This window comes from Bradyrhizobium sp. NP1, from assembly GCF_030378205.1.
In the GTDB taxonomy this organism is placed as follows: Bacteria; Pseudomonadota; Alphaproteobacteria; order Rhizobiales; family Xanthobacteraceae; genus Bradyrhizobium.
On record NZ_CP127385.1, the window covers coordinates 3,902,383 to 3,924,130 of the forward strand.

General features: G+C 65.3%; 22 protein-coding genes. 11 read left to right on the forward strand and 11 right to left on the reverse strand.

Annotation, left to right across the window (positions count from 1 at the left end; genetic code table 11):
* Nucleotides 1–178 precede the first annotated feature (178 nt).
* Entirely contained in the window at nucleotides 179–1,015 is an 837-nt protein-coding gene (locus QOU61_RS18695) for an invasion associated locus B family protein (RefSeq protein WP_289652681.1), read from the forward strand.
* Nucleotides 1,016–1,095: 80 nt separating this feature from the next.
* Here the strand turns inward: QOU61_RS18695 and hspQ are convergent, their stop codons facing one another.
* Nucleotides 1,096–1,428 carry a heat shock protein HspQ gene (gene hspQ / locus QOU61_RS18700; protein ID WP_289661592.1) on the reverse strand — a complete coding sequence of 111 codons (333 nt, stop codon included), beginning with the start codon at nucleotides 1,426–1,428 and terminating at the stop codon, nucleotides 1,096–1,098.
* A gap of 121 nt (nucleotides 1,429–1,549) precedes the next feature.
* Between hspQ and QOU61_RS18705 the strand changes: the two genes are divergently transcribed.
* Nucleotides 1,550–2,503 (forward strand): AEC family transporter, encoded by a 954-nt coding sequence (locus QOU61_RS18705; protein ID WP_289661594.1) that lies wholly within the window; start codon nucleotides 1,550–1,552, stop codon nucleotides 2,501–2,503.
* On the opposite strand, the gene QOU61_RS18710 is transcribed toward QOU61_RS18705, so the two are convergent.
* The gene (locus tag QOU61_RS18710) at nucleotides 2,500–3,708 is read right to left on the reverse strand and encodes a UbiH/UbiF family hydroxylase (protein ID WP_289652682.1); all 1,209 of its coding nucleotides are present in this window, start codon (nucleotides 3,706–3,708) and stop codon (nucleotides 2,500–2,502) included. The two genes, QOU61_RS18705 and QOU61_RS18710, sit on opposite strands and share 4 nt — an antisense overlap.
* 190 nt (nucleotides 3,709–3,898) lie before the next feature.
* On the opposite strand from QOU61_RS18710, the gene pcsA reads away from it, so the two are divergent.
* The 3 genes from pcsA to QOU61_RS18725 are packed head-to-tail and all read left to right on the forward strand — an operon-like array spanning nucleotide 3,899 to nucleotide 6,395.
* Entirely contained in the window at nucleotides 3,899–4,633 is a 735-nt protein-coding gene (gene pcsA, locus QOU61_RS18715; RefSeq protein WP_289652683.1) for a phosphatidylcholine synthase, read from the forward strand.
* On the forward strand, nucleotides 4,630–5,367 hold the full coding sequence (locus QOU61_RS18720; RefSeq protein ID WP_289652684.1) for a TerC family protein: 738 nt from the start codon (nucleotides 4,630–4,632) through the stop codon (nucleotides 5,365–5,367). Before pcsA ends, QOU61_RS18720 begins: the two co-directional genes overlap by 4 nt.
* Before the next feature lie 53 nt (nucleotides 5,368–5,420).
* Nucleotides 5,421–6,395 carry a quinone oxidoreductase family protein gene (locus QOU61_RS18725; RefSeq protein WP_289652685.1) on the forward strand — a complete coding sequence of 325 codons (975 nt, stop codon included), beginning with the start codon at nucleotides 5,421–5,423 and terminating at the stop codon, nucleotides 6,393–6,395.
* Between the two features lie 19 nt (nucleotides 6,396–6,414).
* Here QOU61_RS18725 and QOU61_RS18730 read toward each other — a convergent pair whose 3' ends face one another.
* The 7 genes from QOU61_RS18730 to rimO all read right to left on the reverse strand — a co-directional run bounded on the left by QOU61_RS18730 (nucleotide 6,415) and on the right by rimO (nucleotide 12,253).
* The gene (locus tag QOU61_RS18730) at nucleotides 6,415–6,717 is read right to left on the reverse strand and encodes a hypothetical protein (RefSeq protein ID WP_289652686.1); all 303 of its coding nucleotides are present in this window, start codon (nucleotides 6,715–6,717) and stop codon (nucleotides 6,415–6,417) included.
* A 63-nt stretch (nucleotides 6,718–6,780) separates the two neighbouring features.
* Nucleotides 6,781–7,275 (reverse strand): GFA family protein, encoded by a 495-nt coding sequence (locus QOU61_RS18735; protein ID WP_289652687.1) that lies wholly within the window; start codon nucleotides 7,273–7,275, stop codon nucleotides 6,781–6,783.
* A 9-nt stretch (nucleotides 7,276–7,284) separates the two neighbouring features.
* Nucleotides 7,285–8,484 carry an acetylornithine transaminase gene (locus QOU61_RS18740; RefSeq protein WP_289652688.1) on the reverse strand — a complete coding sequence of 400 codons (1,200 nt, stop codon included), beginning with the start codon at nucleotides 8,482–8,484 and terminating at the stop codon, nucleotides 7,285–7,287.
* Nucleotides 8,485–8,720: 236 nt separating this feature from the next.
* Nucleotides 8,721–9,566: an EamA family transporter gene (locus tag QOU61_RS18745; protein ID WP_289652689.1), complete on the reverse strand. Its 846-nt coding sequence runs from the start codon at nucleotides 9,564–9,566 to the stop codon at nucleotides 8,721–8,723.
* 15 nt (nucleotides 9,567–9,581) lie between these two features.
* Entirely contained in the window at nucleotides 9,582–10,100 is a 519-nt protein-coding gene (locus tag QOU61_RS18750; RefSeq protein WP_289652690.1) for a GNAT family N-acetyltransferase, read from the reverse strand.
* Between the two features lie 2 nt (nucleotides 10,101–10,102).
* Nucleotides 10,103–10,702, reverse strand: coding sequence for a helix-turn-helix domain-containing protein (locus QOU61_RS18755; protein WP_289652691.1), 600 nt, complete (start codon nucleotides 10,700–10,702; stop codon nucleotides 10,103–10,105).
* Nucleotides 10,703–10,927: 225 nt separating this feature from the next.
* On the reverse strand, nucleotides 10,928–12,253 hold the full coding sequence (gene rimO / locus QOU61_RS18760; RefSeq protein WP_289652692.1) for a 30S ribosomal protein S12 methylthiotransferase RimO: 1,326 nt from the start codon (nucleotides 12,251–12,253) through the stop codon (nucleotides 10,928–10,930).
* Nucleotides 12,254–12,532: 279 nt separating this feature from the next.
* Here rimO and QOU61_RS18765 point away from each other — a divergent pair, with 279 nt between their 5' ends.
* From QOU61_RS18765 to QOU61_RS18785, 5 genes are all read left to right on the forward strand, one after another.
* Nucleotides 12,533–13,123, forward strand: a complete 591-nt coding sequence (locus QOU61_RS18765) for an ANTAR domain-containing response regulator (RefSeq protein WP_289652693.1) — start codon at nucleotides 12,533–12,535, stop codon at nucleotides 13,121–13,123.
* Nucleotides 13,120–14,277, forward strand: coding sequence for a CmpA/NrtA family ABC transporter substrate-binding protein (locus tag QOU61_RS18770; protein ID WP_289652694.1), 1,158 nt, complete (start codon nucleotides 13,120–13,122; stop codon nucleotides 14,275–14,277). Before QOU61_RS18765 ends, QOU61_RS18770 begins: the two co-directional genes overlap by 4 nt.
* A 323-nt stretch (nucleotides 14,278–14,600) precedes the next feature.
* The gene (locus tag QOU61_RS18775; RefSeq protein ID WP_289652695.1) at nucleotides 14,601–15,434 is read left to right on the forward strand and encodes a formate/nitrite transporter family protein; all 834 of its coding nucleotides are present in this window, start codon (nucleotides 14,601–14,603) and stop codon (nucleotides 15,432–15,434) included.
* 10 nt (nucleotides 15,435–15,444) lie between these two features.
* Nucleotides 15,445–17,235, forward strand: a complete 1,791-nt coding sequence (locus QOU61_RS18780) for a NirA family protein (protein ID WP_289652696.1) — start codon at nucleotides 15,445–15,447, stop codon at nucleotides 17,233–17,235.
* On the forward strand, nucleotides 17,232–18,842 hold the full coding sequence (locus QOU61_RS18785; RefSeq protein ID WP_289652697.1) for a sulfite reductase subunit alpha: 1,611 nt from the start codon (nucleotides 17,232–17,234) through the stop codon (nucleotides 18,840–18,842). The genes QOU61_RS18780 and QOU61_RS18785 overlap by 4 nt, the downstream gene beginning before the upstream one ends.
* Before the next feature lie 180 nt (nucleotides 18,843–19,022).
* Here the strand turns inward: QOU61_RS18785 and QOU61_RS18790 are convergent, their stop codons facing one another.
* Nucleotides 19,023–19,448, reverse strand: a complete 426-nt coding sequence (locus QOU61_RS18790; protein WP_289652698.1) for a DUF4399 domain-containing protein — start codon at nucleotides 19,446–19,448, stop codon at nucleotides 19,023–19,025.
* Nucleotides 19,449–19,475: 27 nt separating this feature from the next.
* Nucleotides 19,476–21,047 carry an SUMF1/EgtB/PvdO family nonheme iron enzyme gene (locus tag QOU61_RS18795; protein ID WP_289652699.1) on the reverse strand — a complete coding sequence of 524 codons (1,572 nt, stop codon included), beginning with the start codon at nucleotides 21,045–21,047 and terminating at the stop codon, nucleotides 19,476–19,478.
* A gap of 483 nt (nucleotides 21,048–21,530) precedes the next feature.
* On the opposite strand from QOU61_RS18795, the gene QOU61_RS18800 reads away from it, so the two are divergent.
* Nucleotides 21,531–21,683, forward strand: coding sequence for a hypothetical protein (locus tag QOU61_RS18800; protein ID WP_289652701.1), 153 nt, complete (start codon nucleotides 21,531–21,533; stop codon nucleotides 21,681–21,683).
* The last annotated feature ends 65 nt before the right edge of the window (nucleotides 21,684–21,748 follow it).

A 21,748-nucleotide genomic window follows, 5' to 3' on the forward strand; every position in this document is an offset into this window, starting at 1 on the left:
AAGATGCTTGTCGGCATTGATCTTTTCGTTCACCGCTGTATGAAGGCGGGCGATCGAGCCTGATCGCGGGCCGGTCACGTATCCGCCTTAATTGACGAGGAGACAGCCCGCGCGAAGCGGCCAGATCTGGTGCCTGCAGGGGTTTCGGGTGCCTCCCGTTCAGAAAGGGTTTTCCGCAATGAATTTCCGTATCTTGGCCGCGCCGAGCCGGCCGCGTGGACGCCTTCTCGCCCTGGTGGCGGCGACCGTGCTGGCCGTTCCCCTCGCGCTCGACGCTCAGGCCCAGACGCCGGCGCCGGCCCCCGCGGCCCCGAAGAAGGCTGCCCCGAAGGCGGCGCCCAAGGTTCCTGCGGCACCCGCGCCGGCCGCCCAGGCCCCCGCGCAACCGCCGGCAAACGGAGCCCAGGCGCAAGCGCCTGCCGGCCAGCCTCCGCAGGGGCAGCCGCAGGACCAGCAGGTGCAGCTCATTTATGCACCCTGGACCAAGTTCTGCCTGAAGGGCCAGGACGCCAACGCCAAGCAGGTCTGCTTCACCGGCAAGGACGGGCGCATCGAGTCCGGCCAGCCCGTGATCGCCGCCGTCATCATCGAGCCGGAAGGCGAGCCCAAGAAGATCCTGCGCGTGACGCTGCCGCTCGGCATGCAGCTCGTCCATGGAACCCGGATCATCGTCGACAACAACCAGCCACAGCAGTCGCCCTACGTGATCTGCTTCGCCAATGGCTGCATGTCGGATTACGAGGCGACCCCGGAACTGCTCGCGAGCATGAAGAAGGGCCAGAACCTCGTCGTTCAGGCAATCAACTCCAACGGCGCGCCGCTGACGTTGCCGCTGCCGCTTGGCGAATTCGCCAAGGCCTTCGACGGCCCGCCGACCGATCCGAAGGTGTTCGAGGAGACCCAGAGGAAGCTGCAGGAAGAGCTGCAGAAGCGCGCCGACGAAACCCGCAAGAAGCTCGAGGGGACCCAGGGCGGAGCGGGCGCGGCTCCCGCAGCGGCCAAGCCAAGCAATTGAGCGGGACCGTATCCCGCGAAAACGAAAGGGCGCCCCATGCGGCGCCCTTTTTGTTGGCTGATTTCCGTTTTCGCGGTCAGCTAGTTCAGCGATGAATTGCGCGGACGGTAGCCGCCCGCCTTGTCCTTGACGAAGATCTCCGACACCTGCGAATGGCGGATGGGCTCGCCGGAATCGTCCGGCAGCAGGTTCTGCTCGGACACGTAGGCGACGTATTCGGTCTCGGAATTCTCTGCGAGCAGGTGATAGAACGGCTGATCCTTGTGCGGCCGAACCTCTTCCGGGATCGACAGCCACCATTCCTCGGTGTTGTTGAATTCCGGATCGATATCGAAGATGACGCCCCGGAAGGAAAACACCCGGTGGCGCACGATCTGCCCGATCTGGAATTTGGCAGTTCTTGCTTTGATCATGCTGTCGAAATAGACCATCGGTGCGGCCGTTACTAGGGGTGGCGGCCCGATTTCATCTTCCCGATGGGCTTGCGCGGGGCGTTGCGGCACGCAATTACCCGTGAATCTGACGATTTTCCCGATGGTCGACGTCCTCAATCTCGCGCTGCCCTATTTCGGGCTGATCCTGATCGGCTTCGCCTGCGGCAAGGCCAAGGGCCTGCCCGAGGCCGGGCTGGCCTGGATGAACTTCTTCCTGCTCTACGTCTCGCTGCCGGCGCTGCTGTTCGTCATCATGTCGAAAACGCCGTTCGCGGAGCTCAACAATCCGCCCTTCCTGATCGCGACGACGCTCGGCACCATGAGCGCTTTCGTGCTGGCGCTGGCGATGGGCCGTTTCGTCGGCCGGCTTTCGCTGCGCGAGGCGACCATGGCGGGGCTTTCCGGCGCCTACGGCAATATCGGTTATATGGGTCCGGGGCTGGCGCTCGCCGTGCTCGGGGCCAAGGCGGCGGCGCCGACCGCGCTGATCTTCTGCTGCGACAGCATCTTCCTGTTCGCGGCGGTGCCGCTCCTGATCGAGCTCACCGATCGCGACCATCCATCACTGTCGCACGCGCTGTCCGTCGTGGTGAGGCAGATCGCCTCCAACCCGCTGATCGTCTCGGCCTGCGCCGGCGCGCTCGCGGCAGGCTTTCACGTTCACCTGCCGGTTGCCGTCGACAATACGCTGTTGTTCCTGCAGAACGCGGCGGCGCCGATGGCGCTGTTCGTGCTCGGGGTGACGGTCGCGCTGCGTCCGTTCGCGCGCATGCCATGGGAGATTCCCGGCGTGATCGCGATCAAGCTCCTGATCCACCCGCTGATCGTGTTCGGCCTGATGCTCGCCTTTGGACCATTCGCCCAGCCATGGGCGGCCACCGCCGTGCTGATGGCTTCGCTGCCACCGGCGCTCAATGTCTTCGTGATCGCGCGGCAGAACGACACCTGGGTCGAGCCCGCGTCCGTCGCGGTCCTGATCGGCACGTTCGCATCCATCGTCACGCTGACCAGCGTGATGTGGTTCATCCAGAGCGGCCGGCTCGTCTTTCCTTAACTACCGCGAGACGAGCGTCCCGCCGAGCGCCAGGACGGCGCCAATCCCTCGCGCATGGCGAGGCGTCGGATCGGGCCGAACGCGCCGATCAGATGCAGGCCCGCCGCACGGGCCGCCTGCAGCGGCAGGAGATCGCTCAATAGCGAGCGGTTCGCCAAGTCGATCGCGAGGGTCCGGCTGACGACGTCGGGGCGGCGCGCGGAATCATAGCGCCGCAGCGTCGCGGGCGCGCCCACATCCTCGCCGCATTCCAGCGCGGCCCGCACGATGTCGGCGATGTCGGCGGCGTCGCGCAGGCCCATGTTGAGTCCTTGCGCGCCGATCGGCGGAATCACATGCGCGGCTTCGCCGACCAGGGCGACCCGGTGCGCGGCGAATTTGGCCGGACGCTCGATCGCGAGCGGAAACAGGTGGCGCCCGCCCTCGATGCGGACGCGGCCGAAAATCGAGTGCGATTGCCTCTCCGCGGCCTCGGCCAGTTCGTCGTCGCCGAGCAGGAATAGCCGCTGCGCCTCCTTGGGGCTTGCCACCCACACCACGCTGCAGCGGTTGCCGGGCAGGGGCACGAACACGCACGGCCCCGCCGGCGTGTGGAATTCGGTCGAGACGTCGCGGTGCGGCCGCGCGAGACCGACGTTGAAGGTCAGCGCCGCCTGATGCAGATCACGGCGATGCACGCCAATGCCGGCGGCCTCGCGGCAGAGCGACTGGCGTCCGTCGGCGCCGACCACGAGACGCCCGGTGACCACGCCGCCGGCGCCGGTCGTGATGCCGACCTCGGTCTCGCCCGGATCGACCGTCACCGCCTCGTCATCAAGCCGCGTCAGGTTGGACAATTCCGATGCGCGCTGCTCCAGGCCCGCGACCAGCTCGCGGTTCTCGATGTTGTAGCCGAAGGCGTCGAGCCCGATCTCCTCGCAGGCAAAGCTGACTTCGGGCGCGCGGATCAGCCGCCCGGTGTCGTCGACCAGCCGCATCGCCTTCAGCGGCGCCGCCTTGTCCCGGCAGCGCCGCCAGACGTCGAGCCCGTCGAGGAAATCGACGGAGGCACCGAGCAGGGCGGTGGTGCGGTTGTCGGCATAGGGCGCGCGGCGAGCGATCAGCGCGGTGCGTGCGCCGGCTTGCGACAGCGCGATCGCCGCCGAAAGGCCCGCCGGCCCGCCGCCGACCACGATCACATCGAATGAGCCGGATACCTGGTTCATGCCGGCACATTTGACACTTCCTCAGGCATTTTCAAGCCGCAAGGCCGGCTCGATCGGTTCCACCGGCTTTTTAGCGGCCGAACGCCGCAAGCGCTGCAAAGGCTAGTGTCCCGGTTCTGACATTCGTATCATGTCGCCGCGAGTCCTTTTACGAATGTCACACTAGCGATTCCTGTTAACACTGCCATCGATGAATCAGGTGCTTTCATCCACCCCCCGGCGAGCGACCGTGGCGGCCCGTGCCGCGGCGTTCTCCGTGCACGTCCTCACCGCGCTCGGCGCCGGGGTTGCGCTGGTGGCAATGCTGGAGGCGGTGCGTGAGCACTGGGCCAGCATGTTTGCGTGGCTCGGGCTCGCGCTGCTCATCGACGCGGCCGACGGGCCGATCGCGCGGCGGCTCGACGTCGTGCGGCTGCAGCCGAACTGGTCCGGCGACGTGCTCGACCTCGTGGTCGACTTCGTCACCTACGTGTTCGTGCCGGCCTATGCGATCACCGCGAGCGGCCTTCTGCTGCCGCTTGCCGGCCCGATCGTCGGCGTCGGCATCGTCGTCAGCGGCGCGCTGTATTTCGCCGATCGGCGCATGAAGAGCGCGGACAATCATTTCCGCGGCTTTCCGGGCCTCTGGAACATCGCCGCATTCTACCTCTTCCTGCTGCATTGGCCGCCGGCGCTGTCGACGCTCGTCGCCGTGGTGCTGATCGCGCTGACCTTTGCGCCGTTCCATGTCCTGCACCCGGTGCGGGTGGTGCGGCTGCGCTGGCTGACGCTGACCTTGATCGCGGTCTGGACCGTGCTTGGGATCTACACGCTGATCGCCGACTTCCAGGTCGGACTTGCCGTCAAGCTCGCGCTGTGCGCGATTGCGGCCTATGTGGTGGCGAGCGATGGCGCAATCCGGCTGCTGCGGTCGCTCAAATCATGATCGACCTGCTCACCAGCCCGGAAGCCTGGGCCGCGCTATTGACGTTGACCGCGCTCGAGATCGTGCTCGGCATCGACAATGTCATCTTCATCTCGGTCATTGTCTCGCGCATTCCAAAGGCGCAGGCGAGGCGCGCGCGCCAGATCGGGCTGGCGCTGGCGCTGGTGTTCCGCATCCTGCTGCTCAGCCTCCTGGTGTGGCTGATCGGGCTGACGCAGCCGGTCGTCACCGTGAAGGGCCTCGACTTCTCCTGGCGCGACATCATCCTGATCGGTGGCGGACTGTTCCTGATCGCCAAGACGACACACGAGATCCATGCCGAGGTCGAGGCAGGCGACGAAGCCGGCGAGGGCAGATCGGGCGGCGGCGCCTTCGTCTGGGTGATACTGCAGATCATCGTCGTCGACCTCGTGTTCTCGCTCGACTCCATCATCACCGCGATCGGCATGGCGCAGGATCTCGAGATCATGATCGCCGCCGTCGTGATCGCCTGCCTGATCATGTATGCGTCGTCGGGACCGGTCGCGCGATTCGTCGCAGAGCATCCGACCACCAAGATGCTGGCGCTGGCATTCCTCGTGCTGATCGGGGTCGCGCTGGTCGCCGACGGATTCAGTTTCCACATTCCGCGCGGCTACATCTATTTCGCGATCGCCTTCTCGGCCGCGGTCGAATTTTTCAACGTGGTCGCCCGCCGCAACCGCAAGCGGGCGAAGGTGACCCCGCCGAGTTGACAAGGCGGCGACGATGGCTTTCGCTTACCAAGGAATTTTGAAGGAGAAATCAGATGACCAAGGCTGTGCGCGTGCACAAGCTAGGCGGACCTGAAGCCCTGGTTTACGAAGCCGTCGACGTGCCGGCGCCGGGCCCGGGCGAGGTGCGCATCCGCCAGCATGCGGTCGGCCTCAACTTCATCGACGTCTACTTTCGCACCGGCCTCTACAAGGCACCCGGCGTGCCGTTCATCCCCGGCAATGAGGCGGCCGGCGAAGTCGTCGCCGTCGGCCCCGGCGTGACGAATTTCCATCCCGGCGACCGCGTCGCCTACTACCACAATCTCGGCGCCTACACCGGCGAGCGCAACATCCCCTGGGAACGGCTGGTCAAGCTGCCCGACCACATCACCTATGAGCAGGGCGCGGTGCTGATGCTGAAGGGGCTGACGGTCTGGTATCTGCTGCACAAGACCTTCAAGGTCGAGCCGCACCACCGCGTCCTGATCCATGCCGCGGCCGGCGGCATCGGGCTGCTCGCATGCCAGTGGGCGAGGGCGCTCGGCGCGCATGTGATCGGCACGGTCGGCTCCAACGCCAAGGCCGAGCTCGCGCTCGCCAATGGCTGCGACCACGTGATCAACTACAGCGAAGAGGATTTCGTCGCACGGGTGAAGCAGATCAGCCGTAACGAGCTCTGCGACGTCGTCTATGACGGCGTCGGCAAGGCGACCTTTCCGGGCTCGCTGTCATGCCTGAGGCCGCGCGGCATGTTCGTCAGCTTCGGCAACGCGTCGGGCCCGGTGCCGCCGTTCGCGATTGCCGAGCTCAACAGCCACGGCTCGCTGTTTGCGACGCGGCCCAAGCTCAACGACTATATCGGCAAGCGCTCCGAACTGCTCGAAGGCGCGGACACGCTGTTCGCCGCGGTCATCAACGGCAAGCTGCACGTGCCGATCAACCACGCCTATGCGCTGAAGGATGCGGCGAAGGCGCATGTCGACCTCGAGAGCCGCAACACCACGGGCGCGTCGATCCTGAAGCCGTAGATGCCAACGACCTGTCGACCTATCGTGCCGTCGATTGCGAGGGGGCCGCAAGTGACGGATCGAGAACGCGCAAGACGCGATGGATCTTGATACCGGCGTCGATTCCGGCGTTTCGCACGAAATCCTCGATCACCTGCTCATTTTCAACGACAACGAGGCCGAACAGCTTCCCGTCGTCCGTCGCATAGGTGCAAAGCCAGTGCATCTTGCCAAGCAACGCGGCCAGCGCATCGACTGCGATACGCGCATGCCGCGCCGCCTGTGCATCGTCCAGAACATCGAAACCTGCGGGCAGGTCCCGCTCCATCAGCACCTTGATCATTGGGCCCTCGCTGCTCGAGAGCATCAAACCTAACACAGTCGACCGGCGGCGACGCGCGGCACCTTAGTCGGCCCCCGCATTGACGCGCCACATCCGCCCCCACAGGTCTGCTAACGCCCCGAAATCGTTGGGCATGATCTCGAAACATTCGGCGCGATTTGGCACACGCTGCCAGGCCTGGGCGCTGCGCAGGTACTGATGGGCAGCCGGCCGCAGCCACGAGGTGTCGTCGAGCGTGCCGGCCCTGACGGTAACGACGTCGGGCTGTGCTGTGCGCTCGCCGAAAACCCCGCCGCCGCAGTCGCCGCAGAACCAGTTCGTGCTCTCGATACCGCCTGCCGTGGTGCGCCGATAGGCTTTCGGCGCGCCGCGGGTCAATGCGAAGTGCCGCGCCGCGACCGGCATCGCCAGCGAGAAGGCGCTGCCCGACCAACGCTGGCACTCGGTGCAGTGACAGGCGTAGACGAGGAGCGGCATGGCCGTGACTGCAAAGCGCACGGCCTTGCAAGGACAGCTTCCGGTCAACGGCAGCTCCGGCGGCCTCAAACCGAGCGCCATGATCTCCTCCTATGCGACGCGCCTGGCGGCGCCGGCGCGGGTCAGGATCGCGTCCAACCCTTCGATCATCTCGGCGATCTCCTGCTTGGTGACGTTGAGCGCAGGCATGAAGCGCAGCGCGTCCGGCTGCGGCGCGTTGAGAAGCAGACCTGCCTCGAACGCCTGCGCGACGATCGCGGGTCCGATCGGCAGCTTCAAATCGAGCGCAAGCAGCAGGCCGCGCCCGCGCACATCGCCAAGCCCGTGGCGCGCGGAAAGCTTCTGCAATTCGCTTTCGAGATGGAGGCCGGCATCGGCGGCGGCTTTCAGGAACGCCGGCTGCGCCACCTGGTCAAGCACGGCAAGGCCGACCGCACACATCAGGGAATTGCCGTTGAACGTGCCGCCCTGGTCGCCATGCTCGAAGCAGGAGGCGCGCTCGGTCGCGAGCAGCGCGGCGAGCGGCGCCCCGCCGCCGATGCCCTTGCCGAGCGTCATGATGTCCGGCGCGATGCCGGCATGCTCATGGGCGAACAGCTTGCCGCCGGTGCGGCCCATGCCGGTCTGGATCTCGTCGACGATCAGCAGCAAGCCATGCTCCCGTGTCAGCGTGCGCAACTCGCGCAGGAATGCATCGGTCGCGGGCCACACGCCGGCTTCGCCCTGGATCGGCTCCAGCATCACGGCAACCGTGTTCGCAGAGATCAATTGCTTCACGGACCCGATGTCGTTCAGCCGCGCCTTCCGGAAGCCCGGCACCTTCGGCTCGAACAGCGGCTCGAACGCCTTCTTGCCGGACGCCGACATCGTCGCCAGCGTGCGGCCGTGGAAGCCGCCTTCGAAGGTGATGATCTCGAATGCGCCGCCTCGGTGCAGGCTGCCGAATTTGCGCGCGAGCTTGATCGCGCCCTCGTTGGCTTCGGCGCCGGAATTGGCGAAAAACACCTGGTCGAAACAGCTCGCTTCGACCAGCGCCTGCGCAAGCTTCAGGCTCGCCGCGTTGTGATAGGCCGGGCTCGGCGTCAGCAGGAGTTTTGCCTGCGCGGCGACGGCTTCCGCAATCGCAGGCGGTGAATGGCCGAGGCAGTTCACCGCCCAGCCCTGGATGAAATCGAGATAGCGCTTGCCGGTATCGTCCCAGAGATAAGCGCCTTCGCCCTTCACGAACACGGTTTTCGGGCGCGCGGTGATCTCCATCAGCGCGTCGAACGGATGGGTCGCGTGGGTCATGTCGATCTCCTGGAGGTTTGGGGAAACGGCCGGCAAAAACGCAAGAAGGCCGCACTTTTGAGGGTGCGGCCTTCTCGAAAACGGTGCTGATCTAGCTATTCAGCGCAGTCGTCGGACATGGCGCGCCCCATCGGCGTCACGGGCGTGACGGCGGCAGCGGGCGCGGGTTTTGGTCCGGAACGAGATCATGGGATGCGGCCATACAGCCGAACGGTGGCCGATGTCAAGGAGTGTTGTCAGGCCCACCGCAGCAGCGGGATTGCAACGGCCGCACAGATCACCGCGGCGAGGCGCAGGCGGGTCAGGGATTCATGCAGCCAGAATACCGCAATCAGGAGTGCGAACACCGCGCTGGTGTCGCGCAGCGCTGCCGCCGGCGCGATTGGCGCGCGGCTCCAAACCACGAGGATGAGGAGGTAGGACGCAACCGATGCCGCGGCGACCGGGATCGCCTTCAACCCGTGATGCTGCATCACGTGCCAGGGCCTGATGCCGCGCGATGCCTGCAACGCCAGCATCGCCGCGGCATTCGTCACGCAGATCACGAAGCCGTAGGCGAAGGGCGAGCCGGCCGCGCGCACGCCCTTGGCGTCGCACATCACGTAGACCGCCGTCGCTACGCCGGCAACGACGATCCACCAGCCTGCCCGCGGCGTGCCGGCCCGGGACGCGCGACCGTCATTGCCAAGGCCGAGCAGGACCAGCGCCAGCGCGATCAATCCGACGCCTCCCAGCCCGTAAACCGACAGTCTCTCGCCCGAGAGCAATGCGGCGATCGGCACCACGAGCATCACCGACAGCGCGCGGACCACGGGATAGCCGATACCAAAGCCGAACAGCGCATAAACCCGAAGCAGCGCGGTCACGGCCAGCATGTTCAGCGTGGTTGAAGCGGCGATCCACGGCCACGCCGCAGGCGACGGCAACCCGCTCCAGACCGTTGCCGGCAGCACCATCACGGCCGCGATCACCATTTGCGCCGTCATGATGCCGTGCGGCTGCCGGTCTACCTTCACCGCCGCATTCCAGCCGGCATGCAACGCAGCGCTCAGAAGCGCGGCCGCGACATGCCAGCTCTCCATGGTGCGATCCTTCGCTCAGGCGAGCTTGCGGTAGTAGTAGGTGGTCGAGCAGAAGCCGCCGCCGGGCCACAGCGCGAAGTCCGGGATCTCGCCGACACGACACCAGCCCAGCCGCTGATAGAGCCGCTCGCCTTCGCCGCCCGTCACTGTGTCGAGCACGAGCAGACTTAAACCGGCCTCGCGCGCGGCGTCTTCCGCGGCGCGCAGCAGCGCCGCGCCAACGCCCTGGTTGCGGAGACGGCGATGCACCAGCATTTTCGCCAGGTCGCCACGATGGAGCTGGTTCTCGGGCATCTCGAGCGCGACCTGCACCGTGCCGGCAATGCCTCGCGCGTCCTCGGCGACGAGCAGGATTCGCGTACCCCGGCGAACATCAGCGGCGACACGGCGCCAGAAGGTGAGGGACTTTTCCGCCGACAGCGGCAGCATGAAACTCACGGACGCGCCGCCCTCGACGCAATCGATCAAGACCGCGGAAAGCTGCGCGATTTCCGTCTCGGTCGGATCAGCGAGACGCCGAATGCACGCGTTCATGGCTATCCCTCGGCGATGACGACGGCATAGCGCGCGGACTGGCGTGTCCGGTTGCGGTACCGGGTTGGACGGTCGAGCACGAAGGCGAGACAGTCGCCGGCCACAAGCCGGTGCGTCTCGGAGCCGACCGTCACCTCGATCGCGCCCGCAAGCACCCAGACCTGGTGATGGATGCGCTTGGGCCGCGTCGTCTCATAGGCAACCTCGGCGCCCGCGGGAAAGCTGACCTCGACGATCTGAACCGGCGCTCCCGCGGGCGACACGTTGCGTCTGACATAACCGGAGGCCGGATCGCGCCACAGCGGCTGGTCGGCTTTGCGCGCGACCGGCCCTCCCGGCTCGCCCTGCGGCTCGAACAGGCCGGCGAGCGTGGTGCCGAGCGCGGCTGCAAGCTTCTCCAGCAGCACCGCGGTCGGGCTGGTCTCGCCGCGCTCGATCAGCGAGATCATCGAACGGCTCACGGCACTCTTTTCGGCAAGCGCTTCGATCGACAAGTCGCGTGCGTCGCGCAGGCTGCGGATGCGCGCTGCGATGGCGGCATCGATGTCAGGCTTGGGGGGCGTGGCGGGCCTGGTCGCGGCCTTGCCGATGGATTTTCCCATTTGCAATCGTCCGTCCAATATAATGGAATGTTCCTCCATTATACCGATGGCGTCAACGGGGCAGGCGAGGGTTTGCGCGCACCAGCAAAAAAGGGCGCCCGCTCAGGCGCCCTCAAGCTGTTTCTGTCGTTCTTTCTGCAAGCTGCTGGCACCGCTTGCGCCGCGCCAGCGCGCGTGCGGGCGCACGTGATCGCGTGGATCGATTAAAGTTTGGAAAGCTTGCTGTCAGAAACCGGCGACGCTGCCGTGGAGATCGTATTGGTCCGCGCGCTCGATCTTCGCGGTGACGATCTCGCCGACCTTGAGCGGCCGGCGGCTCGACAGATAGACCGCACCGTCGATCTCGGGCGCATCCGCCTTGGAGCGGCCCCTCGCCACCGTCGGTCCGACCTCGTCGACGATCACCTGTTGCCGCGTGCCGACCTTGCGCTTGAGCCTGCGCGCGGAAATCTTCTGCTGGCGCGCCATCAGCGCGTTCCAGCGCTCCTGCTTGACCTCTTCGGGCACGGCGCCTGGCAGCGCGTTGGCGGCGGCGCCGGCAACCGCTTCATACTTGAAGCAGCCGACGCGATCGATCTCGGCTTCATCGAGCCAATCGAGCAGATAGGCGAAATCGGAATCGGTCTCGCCGGGGAAGCCGACGATGAAGGTCGAGCGCAGCGCGAGATCGGGGCATTGCTCACGCCAGGCCTTGATGCGCGACAGCGTCTTGTCCTGCGCCGCGGGGCGCTTCATGGCCTTCAGGACCTCTGGGCTCGCATGCTGGAACGGGATGTCGAGATAGGGCAGCACCTTGCCGTCCGCCATCAGGCCGATCACCTCGTCGACATGCGGGTAGGGATAGACATATTGCAAACGTATCCAGGCGCCGAGCTCGCCGAGCTCGCGGGCGAGATCAATGAACTTGGCGCGGACCTCGCGGCCTTTCCACGGACTCGCCGCATATTTCACGTCGATGCCGTAGGCCGAAGTGTCCTGCGAGATGACGAGCAATTCCTTGACGCCGGCCTTCACCAGCCGCTCCGCCTCGCGCAGCACATCGTCGGCCGGCCGTGACACCAGGTCGCCGCGCAGCTTCGGGATGATGCAGAAGCTGCAGCGGTTGTTGCAGCCTTCGGAAATCTTCAAATAGGCATAGTGGCGGGGCGTCAGCTTGATGCCCTGCGGCGGCACCAGATCGATATGCGGGTCGTGCGCCGGCGGCAGCGCGCGGTGCACGGCTTCCAGCACGCTCTCATAGGCTTGCGGGCCCGTGATCGAGAGCACGCCCGGATAGGCCTGCTCGATCGCTTCCGGCTCCGCCCCCATGCAGCCGGTGACGATGACCTTGCCGTTCTCGGCCATCGCAGTGCCAATCGCGCCCAGGGATTCCTGCTTGGCGCTGTCGAGAAAACCGCAGGTGTTGACGATGACGATGTCGGCGCCGTCGTGCTTGCGCGCGAGCTCATAGCCCTCGGCACGCAGGCGCGTGATGATGCGCTCGGAATCGACCAGCGCCTTGGGACATCCGAGTGAAACGAAACTGACTTTGGGCGCGGCGGCCTGCGACATGTCCTGCTGTACCTATCGGGAATGGCAAGGAGCTAGTGCGGTGAATTTGAAGTTCCTGTCAGTTTCGCGGCTGGGCTGCCCACAGGAACTTCAAATTCAAGACCGCACTAGAAATCATATTTTCTAGTGCTCCTTTGATTCCGAAGTTCGCATCAGAGAGTGCCCAGGCGGTTTGCGAACTTCGAAATCGGAGCACTAGTCTGAATTGCCTAGAATTACAAGGCTTTGAGCTGGGCCTTGTCATGGTATGGATGCGGGGCCGGGTCAGTTGGATGGTCGATGAGCGCCGAACAGTCGCCCAAAATCGTGATTGTCGACGAAAGCCCGATCCGCGCCGCGATCCTCGAGGAGGGGCTGCGTGAGGCGGGCTATAGCAGCGTCGTGCGCATCAGCGAGATGCAAAGCCTGTTGTCGCGGATCTACGCCGTAGACCCCGACATCATCGTGATCGACCTGGAGAATCCCAGCCGCGACGTGCTGGAACAAATGTTCCAGGTCAGCCGTGCGGTACGGCGCCCGATCGCGATGTTCGTCGACCAGAGCGATTCGGCCTCGATCCAGGCCTCCGTGGACGCCGGCGTGTCCGCCTATATCGTCGACGGCCTGAAGAAGGAGCGCATCAAGCCGATCCTCGATCTCTGCGTCTCCCGCTTCAACGCTTTCGCCAAGCTGCAGGACGAACTCGACCGCACCAGGACCGCGCTCGAGGATCGCAAGGTGATCGACCGCGCCAAGGGCATCCTGATGAAGATGAAGGGCCTCACCGAGGACGAGGCCTATGTGCTGCTGCGTTCGACCGCGATGCGCGAGAAGAAGAAGATGAGCGAGATCGCGCAGTCGATCATCACCGCCTCGGAGATGCTGAAATGAGCATGCCGCTCCGCATCGGGTTCATTCCGCTGGTCGATGCCGCCGCGCTGATCGTCGCGGTCGACAAGGGATTCGCCGCGGAGGAGGGGCTCGACGTCACCCTGGTGCGCGAAGTGTCATGGTCCAACGTGCGCGACAAGCTCAATATCGGCCTGTTCGACGCCGCGCATCTCCTGGCGCCGGTCGCGATCGCATCCAGCCTCGGGCTCGGCCACGTCAAGGTTCCGATCGTCGCTCCCTTCAACCTCGGCATCAACGGCAATGCGATCACGGTGTCGCCCGCGCTGCACGGCGCGCTCGTGAACGAGCTCGAGGGCGACCGCTTCGATCCGATGGCCACCGCGCGGGCGCTGGCGCGGGTCGTGGCGCACAGGCGCAAGCGCGGCGCCGAGCCGCTGACCTTCGGCATGACGTTTCCGTTCTCGACCCACAACTACCAGCTTCGGTTCTGGATGGCTGCGGCCGGGGTCGATCCGGACGAGGATGTCCGTCTCGTGGTGCTGCCGCCGCCCTACATGGTCGATAGCCTGGCCAGCGGCCATATCGACGCCTTCTGCGTCGGCGCGCCCTGGAACTCGATCGCGGTCGACCGCGGCATCGGTCACATCCTGCATTTCGTCTCCGACATCCTGGAGCATGCGGTGGAAAAGGTGCTGGCGCTCCGGCAGAGCTGGGCCGAACGCCATCCGGACGTGGTCGCAAAGCTCGTGCGCGCCGCGCAACGCGCCGGAGATTTCATCGAAAGCCTGGAGAACCGCGCCGAGGCCGCCCGCATCCTGGCGCATCCGGAACGGCTCGCCGTCGACATGGAGGTGATCCGGCGCACGCTCGATGGCCAGCTCAAGATCTCGCCCGACGGCTCGTTGCGCCAAAGCCGCCGCTATCTCCTGGTGGCGCGCGAAGGGACAGCGCGGCCCGACCCCGTGCAGGCGGCGTGGCTCTACGCGCAGATGGCGCGCTGGGGGCAGACTGCCGTCAGCCCGGCGGCGCTGAAGACGGTGCAGGCGGTGTTTCGCCCCGACCTCTATGACGCCGCGCTCGGCAGGAGCGGGGACGTCGGCGCCCGCGGCCTGGGTGCCTTCGCTGGCCCCGAATTCAACCCCGACGATATCGCCGGCTATCTGGCCGCTTTCGACGTGGCGCGCCGCCGGTAAGCGCTCGATTTGATCAAATACTGAGCATTCCGATTCGGCGCTTATTCTTTGAGCTTCTGCCTTTTAACGGGCATGAACCGCGGTCCACTTAATGCGATGCAAAATATATACCCATTTGTATTAACTAGATAATTTACAAAATGCTGCGCTGGCACATGATTTGAATAGCAGGATTTGGCCGGCAGCCATGGATGCCTGCTGGCCCGACCCAAGGTGGATTTCCGCAGCAACGAGGCTGACCGGATCGCCCGCGACGACACGGGTGATCGCACGCCGCTTATCCCTCGTTCTGACCACGCGCTGGCGTGGCATGGAGCCCCGACATGGACTACGCGAAACCTGCCGACGTTGTTGCCGCGATGATCGACGCCGGCGTGAGGAAGCTGGAGCTGGCCCCGCGCGACCTTCTGGTCCGGGGCGCGCTCTCGGGCGCACTCCTGGGCGCAGCCACCACCCTCGCCTTCACCGGCGCAGTGACGACGGGCCAGCCGCTGGTCGGCGCACTCATCTTTCCGGTCAGCCTGGTGATGATCGTGCTGCTCGGACTCGAGCTCGTCACCGGCAGCTTCGCGCTGGTGCCGCTGGCGCGTTTCGAGGGTAGAGCGACCTGGAGCGCGGTGCTCGCCAACTGGTCCTGGGTCTTCCTCGCCAACCTGCTTGGCAGCGTCGCCTTCGGCGTCCTGATCGCGATCGCGCTGACCAACATGGGCAAGACCGACGTGGTCGGCGTCGCCGCCCGCATCGTTGCGGTCGCTGAGGCCAAGACCGTCGCCAATGCCGCGCTCGGCAGCGCCGGCATGGTCAGCGTCTTCGTCAAGGGCATCCTGTGCAACTGGCTGGTCTGCCTCGGCGTCGTGATGGCGATGACCTCGACGTCGACGGTCGGCAAGATCGCCGCGACCTGGCTGCCGATCTTCACCTTTTTCGCGCTCGGCTTCGAGCATGCCGTGGTCAACATGTTCATCATCCCGACCGGGATGCTGCTCGGCGCCAAGGTCAGCCTCGCCGACTGGTGGGTGTGGAATCAGATTCCGGTCACGCTCGGCAACCTCGTCGGCGGCTTCGTCTTCACTGGCCTTGCGCTCTATTCGACCTACAAGCCGGCGCGGCAGGCTGTGCCCGCCCCGTCCGCCGCCGTGCATGCCGCCGCAGAGTGATCGCCCCATCATGAAGCTTGAAACAGCAACGTCGACCGATTTCAGCGACGAGCAGAAGCGCTACCTCGAGGGCTTCATGTCGGGCCTGCAGGCCAGCCGCAGTGGCCGCGGCCTTGGCGGCGGCAGCGCGAGCAAGCCGGCCGCGGAGCCAAGCGGACCCGACGCTGCGCACATCAAGGCGCAGGACCGCGTCGTCGCCGCTGGCCGGAAGCTCGCCGACCAGGAGAGGGTCAAACGCGAGGAGCACCCCTTCGATGCCTATCCGCGGCTGAAAGCCCAGGCGCGCGACAACGCCGCGCCTTCGGCGGCGGACAATTTCCGCTGGCGCTATTTCGGCCTGTTCTATGTCGCGCCCGCGCAGGATTCCTACATGTGCCGGCTGCGGCTTCCGAACGGCATCCTCAAGCATTGGCAGCTTGCGGGCCTTGCCGATCTGGCCGAACGGCTGGCCGGGCCTTACGCGCACGTCACCACGCGCGCCAATCTGCAGCTTCGCGAGGTCGCACCGAAGCACGCCGCCGAGCTGATCGAGGGCATCCAGGATCTCGGCCTCTGTTCGCGCGGCTCCGGCGCCGACAACATCCGCAACGTCACGGGCACGCCGACGGCGGGCATCGATCCGCAGGAGCTTCTGGATACGCGCCCCTATGCACGCGAGTGGCACTATCACATCCTCAACGACCGTTCGCTTTACGGCCTGCCCCGCAAGTTCAACGTCGCCTTCGACGGCGCAGGCACCATCGCCGCGCTCGAAGACACCAATGACATCGCGTTTTCCGCGGTCGAGGTGAGGGACGGCTTCGGCGTCGAGGCCGGCGTGTGGTTCCGGCTCGGCGTCGGCGGCATCACCGGTCACAGGGATTTCGCCAAGGCGACCGGCATCATCGTCAGGCCGGACGAGGCGACCATCGTCGCAGACGCCATCGTGCGGGTGTTCATCGACAGAGGCGACCGCACCAACCGCCTGAAGGCGCGCCTGAAATACGTGCTGGATGCGATGGGCGTGGACAAGTTCATGGCTGCGGTCGAGGAGAAGCTCGGCCGCAAGCTGGTTCGCGTGCCTGACGAGGCGATCGCCGCGCGGCCTCCTTGCGACCGCATGGCGCATATCGGCGCGCACCGGCAGAGGCAGGAGGGGCTGAACTGGATCGGCGTCGTGCTGCCCGTGGGTAAGCTCACCTGCGAGCAGATGCGCGCGCTGGCGAAGATCGCCGCCGATCTCGGTGACGGCGAGATCAGGCTGACCGTGTGGCAGAACCTGCTGATATCAGGGGTGCGCGATCAGAACGTCGCGCTCGCGGTCGCCGCGATCAAGACGGCAGGACTTTCGACCGAAGCATCATCCATCCGCGCCGGCCTTGTCGCCTGCACGGGCAACACCGGCTGCAAGTTCGCAGCCGCCAACACCAAGCTGCACGCGGCCCGCATAGCCGACTGGTGCGAAAGCCGCGTCGCGATCGATACCCCGCTGAACATTCATCTCACCGGCTGCCACCATTCCTGCGCGCAGCACTACATCAGCGACATCGGGCTGATTGCGGCGAAAGTCGCTGTTGGCGACACCGACGAGACGGTCGAGGGCTATCACTTGTTTGCCGGCGGAGGTTTCGGCCCCGATGCCGAGATCGGACAGGAGGTCTATCGCGACCTCAGGGCGGAGGACGCGCCGCTGACGGTGGAGCGGCTGTTGAAGGCCTATCTCGCGCACCGCGCCTCGCCCGATGAAACGTTCCTTGCTTTCGCGCGCCGCCATGACGGCGAAGCCTTGCGCAGGCTCACCGAGGCCGAGGTGTCCACATGAACCAGATCACGCCTCCGCCGAAAATCGAGGTCATCCCGGCCACTGCGCCGTTCTCCGAAGCGCAGCGGTCCTGGCTGAACGGCTTTTTCGTCGGGCTGCTTTCCAGTGATGGCGCGGTGACGACGCCCTTATCAGCGGAGCAGGGCGCCGCCGTCATGGAGGGGGCCGCCGAAGGCGACGACGGCGACGCGCCCTGGCACGACCAGACGCTGCCGATCGCCGAGCGGATGACGCTCGCCGAAGGCCGCCCTCTACGACGGCGGATGATGGCGGCGATGGCACAGCAGGATTGCGGCCAGTGCGGCTACAATTGCAGCGACTATTCCGACGCGATCGCGAGCAGGAGCGAGGCGCGGCTCAATCTCTGCGTCCCCGGCGGCAAGGAAACCGCGCGGATGCTGAAGCAGCTCCATGAGGAGCTCGACAAGGCACCGGCCGCAAAGCCTGTGCCCGCCGTCGTGCCGGCCGTGGCCGTCACGGCGACGATCAGCGCGCCCGGCCGCTCGCGCGACAATCCGGTTGAGGCCACCTTTCTGTCCCGCCGCCTGCTCAACAAGAAGGGCTCCGAAAAGCAGACCTGGCACATCGATTTCGATCTCGCCGAGGGCGGGCTCGACTATGTCGTCGGCGATTCCTTCGGCATCTTTGCGCAGAACGATCTTGGCCTGGTCGACCAGATCATCGCCTTGCTCGGCGCCTCCCATACGACGAAGGTGAACGGCAAGACGCTGCGCGAGGCGCTGACCGAGGACGTCTCGCTGTCGCCCGCGCCCGACTCGCTGTTCGAGCTCCTATCCTACCTCACCGGCGGTGCCCAGCGCGAGAAGGCGCGCGCGATGGCACAGGGCGAAGACCCTGATGGCGATGCAGCCACGCTCGACGTCATGGCGGTGCTGCAGAAATTTCCCAATGTGCGGCCGCATCCGGAGGCCTTCGTAGAGGCGCTGGAGCCGCTGCAGCCGCGGCTCTATTCGATTTCCTCCTCCCACAACGCCACCCCCGGAAAACTGTCGCTGACAGTCGATTGCGTGCGCTACGTGATCGGCAAGCGCCAGCGCCTCGGCGTCGCCTCGACCTTCCTCGCCGAGCGCATTGGGGAAGGCGAGCGGCTGAAGGTCTATGTGCAGAAGGCGCACGGCTTCGGCCTGCCGCAGGACCCGAAGACGCCGATCATCATGATCGGCCCCGGCACCGGCATTGCGCCGTTCCGCGCCTTCCTGCTCGACCGCAAGGCGACGGGCGCGACAGGCAAGAACTGGCTGTTCTTCGGCCATCAGCGCAGCGACTATGATTTCTTCTATGCCGACGAGCTCAACGCCATGAAGACCGCGGGTCTGCTGACGCGATTGTCGCTCGCCTGGTCGCGCGACGGCGAGAAGAAGTTCTATGTGCAGGACCGCATGCGCGAGGTCGGCCGCGAATTGTGGAACTGGCTCGCCGAGGGCGCGCATGTCTATATCTGTGGCGATGCCAAGCGCATGGCCAAGGATGTCGAGCGCGCGCTGGTCGATATCGTGGCCCAGTTCGGCGCCCGTTCGACCGACGAGGCCGTCAGCTTCGTCGCCGACTTGAAGAAGAAAGGCCGATTCCAGCAGGATGTCTACTAAAGCGCGATGGGATCAGGTTGAATCACCATCGCGCTTTAGGTTCTTGATTGAGCATGATCTCCGCGCAAACGCGTTCCGCGTTTGTCGCGAGGGAAAACCGCTGCACACTTTTCCGGATCATGCTCTAGGCCACGCTCCCGGCGCAATCATTGGCGAAGCGCGCGCCCGGAGCCAGCCCGGCTATTTGATCGTGACGGCAATCTTCTGCGAAACGATCGGCGGGGTGAACGGATAATGCCTGGCATCGCCCAGCACCAGTTGCAGGGTATGTTTTCCCGGCGGCAGCTCGATCCGCGCCTCGGTTTGGCCCGCGCCAAAATGAACGTGCGACTTGTCCTGTGGGATCGGCTCGTTGGCATCGAGCGGCTCGTTCACGTCGATCAAGAGATGATGGTGGCCGCTGTTTTGAAAGTCGTCGCCCGCGTGTGTGATCCCCATGTTGCGCAGGCCGAAGCGGCACCAGAATCCGCCTTTGATGGTCGCGCCATCCTGCGGCCATATGAAGTAGAGGAGGGCATCCTTTGGCGCCGGCTTTCCCTGGGCGAAGGCGGGCAGTGACGGGCAGGTCAGCACCACGAGCAGGGTGATCAGCCGGGCGACCTTCATGACGCACCTTCCCTTGACGCTCCAGCTTCAGCGTTCGGTGGAGGGCAATGCGACGCGGAAACCGTGAGTCGGATATCGCACGTTGGTGTCGTAACTGTCGCGGTTCGACGGCCGGACATACTGCGCATCATTCTTCCATGAGCCGGATCGAATGACATGTGAGCCGCAATCGGCCTCGGCCCAGGCCGAGCCGTCGGCGGGTGCGCCCTGGTAATTCTTGTGCCAGCAATCCTCGACCCACTGGTCGACGCTGCCCCCCATGTCGAACAGCCCGAACGGATTTGGCTTGAAGCTGCCGACCTTGAGCGGCTGCTCGGCGGCGGCGGTCTCACTGCAATTCTTGCAGTTGGCGAGGCCCGATTGAAGCTGATCGCCCCACCAGTACTTCGTTTGTGTGCCGCCGCGCGCCGCATATTCCCACTCCGCTTCGCTTGGCAGCCGATAAGGCCTTTTCGTTGCGCCCGCGAGCCAGGCGACAAACTGCTTTGCGTCGGTCCAGCTCACATTGGTGACCGGCGCATCGTCCTTGCCGGAGGCGACGAATGCGCATGCCTTTGCCGCGGCACATTGGTTCCAGTCACGAACGGAGATCGGATACTGGCCGATCGCGAACGGCTTGATGGTGACCTTGTGGGGAGGCTTCTCGGTCGCATCCTCGTTGCTGCCCATCGTGAAGCTGCCGCCATTTATGGCGGTCATCGCGGGTTCGCGGATCGGCGGGGCCGATTGTACGGCGGGAGGCGCCGAATGTGCCTGAGGCACTGGCTGGACCTGAGGCGCCGGCTGGACCTGGGGCACCGCCTGCGGGGCCACGGCGGGGGGCTGGGGTTGCGGCTGTTTCGAGGCGAGCGGCGGAAGCGCCTTCTGCACCTCCGGCGCGGCGGGGACCGACGCGCGATTGGCTGGCGAACCGTGCGGTCCCCAGACGAGGTACCAGAGCGCACCGCCCGCGATGATCAGCAAGACGACACTCAGTAGTAAAATGAGAAGATTCTCGCGTCGCTGCCGCGCCCTGTTGAAGGCGGCGGGATCCGGAAGCACGCGGTAGACCCTGACCGGGTCGGTGATGTTCTTGACCTTGCGATCGCCGAGCGACTCGTAGCCGCAGACCAGCTTGTGCTTGATCTGCTCGTAGATGCCGCCCGAGATGTAGACCTGGCCGGGATCGGCAATGCCTTCGAGACGGGTGGCAATGTTGACGCCGTCGCCATAGACGTCGTCCTCTTCGATGATGACGTCGCCGAGATTCACCCCGATCCGGAACTCGATCCAATGGTGCTTCGGCATGGCGGCGTTGCGCCCAACCATGTTTTGCTGGATGACGATGCCGCAGCGGACCGCCTCGACCGGACTGTCGAAGATCGCAATGAACCCGTCGCCCGTGGTCTTGACGAGGCGCCCATGGTGCCCGGCGATGCTCGGCTCTATGAGGTCGCGCGTGATCCGCTTGACGCGACCATGCGTTCCCTCCTCGTCGATCTGCATGAGGCGGCTGTAGCCGACGATATCGCCAGCGACGATCGCAGCGAGGCGACGCGGCGTCGACTCTCGCGGGGGATCACCACCTCTGCTGGCTTTCAACTTGCGAATTTCACCCATGATCTGGGTCTCCGCACACCGCAAATGGCGGTGTTAGGGGCGGACGCCTTGATCCGCAGAAACTTCAATTCGCACGCGACAAGCTACCATACTGCCGCGTTGGAACAAGCCAATTGAGCCCGTCCCGGACAAACATAGCGCGGACCGCGGTATTCCAATGTGAACCGCTCCACATCCTGCGAATTCGCGCGGTGAGATTGTCGACCCGATACCGATCCGGCAGCGAGTTCCGGAGCCCGCAATATCGCGGCCGCAGCTGCGCCGGTTCCAAAGTGATGGGAGGTTCGGGGCGCACCCTCACGCCCAGCACGGTTCCAATCACCTCAAATCCTGCCGAATAAAATTCTCAGCGGACTCGGTCGCGAAGAATATTCGGCTGCGCGGGGCCCGTTTGAAAGGGGCGTCATCGCTATTTGCCGTGATGTCTTGCAGGCGGCGGCGAGGCGTACTTGATTTTGTGTCATGGGGCGATGGAGATCCACCTTGCGCGAACTCTCGGCGGAAGCCCGCCTGCATCTCTACGCGCGATCCCTCTCGGGGCGTGGCAGCGCTGGCATTCACCTCTTCGCGCTCTTCGGCGCCCTGGCCGTCATTGCCGGTGTCGTGTTCGGCTCGCTCTCGGTGCATCCGTTCTAGAGCATTTGCGGTTTTGATGGAGCCAGAACCGGTTCTCCAGTTTTTGTTCTGACGCGTTTTCTTCA